General features: G+C 75.4%; 1 protein-coding gene and 1 pseudogene. One reads left to right on the top strand and one right to left on the bottom strand.

Annotated features, from left to right (window positions below; translation table 11 throughout):
* The coding region (locus CU044_RS03980; protein ID WP_240045325.1) for an NPCBM/NEW2 domain-containing protein at positions 1-929 on the top strand (929 nt) is incomplete at its 5' end.
* Positions 930-999: 70 nt separating this feature from the next.
* Here CU044_RS03980 and CU044_RS03975 read toward each other — a convergent pair.
* Positions 1000-3066, bottom strand: a pseudogene (locus CU044_RS03975) (AfsR/SARP family transcriptional regulator); the annotation flags it as partial.

Genomic DNA, 3066 nt, shown 5'->3' with positions numbered 1-3066 from the left:
CCGGCGGGGCAGCGGGCGGAGTCGCGGGCGGGGCAGCCAGTGGGGCCGCGGGCGGCGCAGCGGGCGGCGCAGCAGGCGGCGCAGCAGGCGGCTCGGCTAGTGGCGCGGGCGGTGGAGCCGTCGCGTCCGAGGGGCTCGGTGCCCCGGCGAAGGCCGGTATCGGCGGGCTGGTGGCCGTCGCCGCGGCGGCCGGTCTCGTCTTCGCGCTGGCGAACAACTCCGAACCCGATCGGCCGCCCAAGGCCAAGCCGCCGGTCGCGCAGCCCCTCGTACCGCGGAAGCCGGCCCCGTCGCCCGAGCCGCCGGAACCGGCCGCGCCCAAGCCGACCCCGCCCGCACCGACGCCCACCGCCCGACCCAGCGAGAAGCCCTCCCCCTCGCCGAAGCCCACTCCGTCACGGACCCCCGCCCCGAAGCCCCCGCCCAAGCCCAGGCCCGAACCACCGGCGCCTCCCGCGCCGAAGCCGCCCCCCAGCCCGAAGCCACCCCCGGCCCCGGCAGACTTCCAGGTGAACCAACTGGCGTTCGGTCCCATCGGCGACGGCTCCAAACCGGAGGTACGGCTCGGCGCGAGCGGCTGGCTCTGGCAGCGGTCGGGCGTGTCGATCGGCGGCACCCGCTACGGCCATGGCGTGACCATGCACTCCGCCTCGTCGGTCACCATCGATCTCAACCGGAGCTGCTCCCGCTACGCGGCCCTGGTCGGCGTGGACGATCTCACGATGGGGCTCGGTTCCGTGCGCTTCTCGCTGTACGGCGACGGGACGCGGCTCTGGCGCTCGCCCGTGCTGAGCGGGGGCGACGCGGCCGTACCCGTGGACGTGGGGATCGCCGGGCGGAAGACCATCCGGCTGGTGGTCGAGCCGCATACGCCGTTCGACGTGGTGGCGCTCGCCGACTGGGCGCGGTCCCGGATCAGCTGCCGCTGACGGCTCGGCGCCCGGACGAGCACCCGAACCACCGCCCCCGGACCGCCGCCCCCGGACCGCCGCACGGCGCCTAGCCGTCGGCCCGCTCCTCCCCGTCCGCCCGGTCCCGTCCTTCCGGCCGTCCGTGGCGTTCGTCGGGCCGTCCGTGGCGCTCACGCTCCTGGGCGTGGAGGGGCGGCGGAGCGAGCGCGTGGCCCGGCAGCTCCAGCAGTTCGGCGACCTCGTCGGGGGTGAGGACGCGGCCGGCCTCGTGCTCCGCCTCGTACCCGCCCGCGCCCAGCTCCGCGCGGGCGCGCGTCTCGACCCGCCGGGCCTCGATCAACTCCGGTACGGAGCGCGGGCAGCCCGCCCGCCAGGCCCCGGCGGCGGCCAGGATCCGCACAGCGACGCGGGGATCACCGGCGAGCAGCACCACCGGGGCCGCCATCTCGGCGAGCTGGGCGACGATCGGATCCGTCAGCCCGCGCTTCCTCGCCGTACGCAGCACGGCCGCCAGCCAACGGGCCGCGGCCACCGGCCCCTTCGTCTCGTACGCGGCGATACGCGCGTCCAGCGCGTCGACCACCGCGGAGAAGAGCGGGGGTGGTGTGCCGTGCTCGCTCTCGGACCTCGCCTCGTCCAGCAGCGGTCTGGCCCGGGAGACCTCGCCCCGGTCCAGGGCGAAGATCGCCCGCATGAAGGGGACGACAGCGCGGGCGTCCTGGACCTGATGGCGCTCGGCCTCTTCGGCGGCGCGGTCGAGCCTTCTCTCCGCGGCGGCCGTGTCACCGGCGCGGTACGCCAGCTCGGCCAGGCGCGCGAGCAGCAGCGGCGCCTCGGCGTGCGCCCCCACCTCGCGGGCGAACCGCAGCGCTTCCTCGTACGCGCACCGCGCCTCCTCGTACCGCCCGCGCGCCATGCCCGCCTCGCCGACGGCGCTCGCCACCTGGGCGCGCATCCAGCGGTCGCCGACGCGTCGGCTCAGCTCGCGCAGCTCGGCCAGGTCCTGATCGACGCCCTCCAGTCCGCCCGGCATGTCGACGACCATGTGCGTACGGCCCATCAGCAGCACGCCCGTCTCCCAGTCGCCGCCGTACGCACGGCAGTTCGCGATGGACGCGTCCATCGCGGCGCGGATGTCCAGCTTCTCGTCACTGTCGTAGACGATCAGTCCCCAGAGGAGCCCGGGGAAGCGGGCGGACTGCGGACCCGGTCTGCCGAAGACCTCGCGGATCCGCCGGATGAGTTCCTGGAAGTGCGGGTCGTTGCGGAGCTTCTCGGTCTGGCCGCTCTCCCCGGCGAGAAAGACCCGGAGCACCTGGAGCTGCATCCGGGGCCAGTACCGGGGGTCGTCGGGGCCGGCCGGTTCGGGGCCGAGGCTGAGCGCGCACTCCACCCAGGCGAGGCCCTCGGGGCGGTGGTTGCGCAGCCACCAGAACCAGCCCGTGGCGAAGATCAGCCGTAGCGTCGTCTCCTCGTCGCCCGCCAGGACGCTGCGGTGGAGGGCGGCCCGTATGTTGTCGAGGTCGATCTCCAGGCGGCGGATCCAGGGAAGTTGCTCCCCGGAGCGCAGTCGGGGTTCGGCCTCTTCGGCGAGAGCGGTGAAGTACGCGGTGTGCGCGCGCTCGGCGGCGGACCGTACGGCAGGTGTCTCGGCGGCGCGTTCCGTGGCGTACTCGTGGATGGTCTCCAGGAGGCGGTAGCGCATCGCGCCGCCGGGGCCGGGGGCCGGGGTGGCGACGACGAGGGACTTGTCGACCAGCGCGCCCAGCAGACCGGGGACATCGGGGGCGTCGGGAGCACGGGGCGCGTCGGGAGCACGGGGCGCGTTGAGGGCACGGGGCGAGTCGGGGGACGCTCGGCCGGAGGGCCCATGGAACGCATCGGGGGACGCGCGGCCCGAGAGGGCGCCCACCGCACCGCCCACCGCACCGCCCACCACACTGCCGGAGGGCACGCCCGTCCCTCCGCCGCACACGCCCTCGGCCGCCGTCAGATTCCAGCCGCCCGCGAAGACGGACACCTCGCGCAGGACCGTACGCTCCCGCTCGTCCAGCAGGTCCCAGGACCAGTCGACGACCGCGCGCAGCGTCTGCTGGCGCGGCAGAACGGTCCGGCTCCCGCTGGTCAGCAGCCGGAAACGGTCATCGAGCCGATC

The organism is Streptomyces sp. L-9-10 (assembly GCF_004151105.1).
GTDB lineage: Bacteria > Actinomycetota > Actinomycetes > Streptomycetales > Streptomycetaceae > Streptomyces.
Note: the sequence above shows the minus strand (reverse complement) of the source record. Positions and strands in the feature narration are given on the sequence as shown.